Origin of the sequence: Phytopseudomonas flavescens (genome assembly GCF_900100535.1) — a bacterium.
GTDB classification, from domain to species: domain Bacteria; phylum Pseudomonadota; class Gammaproteobacteria; order Pseudomonadales; family Pseudomonadaceae; genus Aquipseudomonas; species Aquipseudomonas flavescens.
This window is the reverse complement of the sequence record NZ_FNDG01000048.1, coordinates 1-2010: the sequence shown is the minus strand read 5'-3', so window position 1 is coordinate 2010 and position 2010 is coordinate 1. Positions and strand designations below refer to the sequence as shown.

The window sequence follows — 2010 nt, the reverse complement described above, 5'->3', positions numbered from 1 at the left end:
GTAACACCCCCACTTTACCCCGCAATCGAGGGGTTTTTAGCGTATTGGTGTGATCTCGGCTGTTAGCTGTTGAACGCCTGTGGCGCTTCCTTCCTCGGCCAATTTCGCGGCCAGCTTTTCCGCTGCCGCCTTGAGCTTGTAGCCCTTCGCATCCGACCGTGCGTTGGATAGGGTGATGCTTCGTCCTGTCTTCATGACGTACATTCGCCGGCCTCCGGGCGTCGTCTCCATCCATACAATCCATTGACCGCCCTTGGCCTTTTCCGGCTTCGGCAGGGGCTCCCAGCAAATTTCGCCGTCATCCTCCAGGATTATCTCTATGGCCACGGCCAGCGCTGATTGCCTTCGGTTCGCTGCAGTCCAGGCCTCTCCTGGCGTGTCGTAGCGTGCGGCTGATTCAAGGCTGAATCCCCATACGCTGGGTTTCTCTGCAATGAGAAAGCCGCCTTCCATTTCGCTCTCTACGCCGTATCCGATTACCGTGCCCATGCTTTCCTCTACGCCGCCGTTTTCCTTGCTGCTTCTTCTTCAAGCCCGGCCATCAGGTGGCTGAACATTCCTCTCGCCATCGGCTTCATTTCTGCTGGCAGGTCTTCGAATCGTCTGAATATAGCCCTTAGCTCTGCCGCTATCCCCCTCTGGTGCCTCTCCATAAGTATTTCGTCTGTCGAGCAGCCAAAAAGCTGTGCCATCAGCACCACCTTGGTTCCTGCTGGGCCTTCCTTGTTTTTGTCCTTCTCCCATGCCGCGATAGTGTTCTCGGTTACCCCTAGATACTCGGCGAGCGCCGCCTGTGAATAGCCTGCCGCTTCTCTTTTCTCTCGGATGTTTTCGCCAATGCTCATCGGTAGGGCGTCCAGGTTCGGATTCGTCACTGAGGCTATCTCCTGTGTTTACGTACAGCATCAGAATATTTGTGCTTGACCCACAGATTAACTATTGCCCTGCACCACAAGATTATTGCAGACTTGACTACACATTTTTTGGGGTTGACAGGTTTTGGGATGGATTCGTTTGAGCGCACCCCTGTCGCGATGTTTTTCGACTGGATCAAGGCATATCAGGACTACCCGTACGACCTGCCTAAGGTCTCGGAAACCTTTAGCCGCCATTTCGATGCCAAGACAGGCGAGCAGATAGCCGAGACCACTCCGGCCTTTCTGGCCGAGGGTAGCTACTGCACCACGTTCCGTATCCACGTCGCCGGCCGGCGTATCACCGTTGACGGCAACCCTTCCCGCATCAACCGCCTGGACAACGTCTTCGGCATCGAAACCCTGGACGGCTGCATGCGGGTTATCAACTCGGTTTTGGCTGAGTTCAAGCTCCCGCCGATGACCCCGTGCAAGACGCTCCAGCGGCTGAACGACGGCACTGCCGTGGCTGATGGCGCGGTTTTTCAGCGCCTCGACCTGACCAGTAATTTCTATGTAGGGCAGGGCAACGAAAGGGCGTATTTGCGCGGCATTTCCAGCCAGCGATTCCGCAACTCGATTGCCTACCTGTATCCGGATGGCAATACCACGGTTTGGACGCCTACCGGTGGCGAGAAGGCCGGTCGCTTGGTTTATCCGGGCAATTACAACAAAGCGGCTGAGCTGAATGCTCATTTGCTCCCAAAGGTGAAACGCACCTTTGGCGAAGACTCCGACGAATTCCGCTACGTGCGGGAACTGCGCGACTGGTGTGTATCGGTCGGCATGGTGCGCTCTGAGATCAAGTGTCGATCAGAGTATTTGAAGCGTGAAGGGCTCCAGTTTTGGGGCCTGTTCGATGAGCAGAAATTGAGAGAAATCCATAGGGGGTTCCTCATGGTTGGTAACAAGTGCGAAATCACGAATTTCGACGTTTTCACCGTGGCCGATGAGCTGCTAGCCAAAGGCATTGTTGAGCATCGTAAGGCGGCAATGACGACCGCTGGCTATGTCGCGCTTTGGCAGTGTGGTCAGCGCTTTGACCTTGAGTCATCCGCCGTTCAGAAGCACCGCGCCCGCCTGCGCCAGATCGGTA

General features: G+C 55.8%; 3 protein-coding genes. 1 reads left to right on the top strand and 2 read right to left on the bottom strand.

Going from position 1 to position 2010, the window contains the following annotated elements; all coding sequences use genetic code 11:
- Nucleotides 1-36: 36 nt before the first annotated feature.
- Nucleotides 37-489, bottom strand: coding sequence for a hypothetical protein (locus BLR94_RS26970; RefSeq protein ID WP_084309003.1), 453 nt, complete (start codon nucleotides 487-489; stop codon nucleotides 37-39).
- Between the two features lie 8 nt (nucleotides 490-497).
- Entirely contained in the window at nucleotides 498-845 is a 348-nt protein-coding gene (locus tag BLR94_RS26965; protein ID WP_139207537.1) for a helix-turn-helix transcriptional regulator, read from the bottom strand.
- A gap of 159 nt (nucleotides 846-1004) precedes the next feature.
- On the opposite strand from BLR94_RS26965, the gene BLR94_RS26960 reads away from it, so the two are divergent.
- Nucleotides 1005-2010: phage/plasmid replication domain-containing protein (locus BLR94_RS26960; RefSeq protein ID WP_084309001.1), on the top strand; the 1006-nt coding region annotated here is incomplete at its 3' end.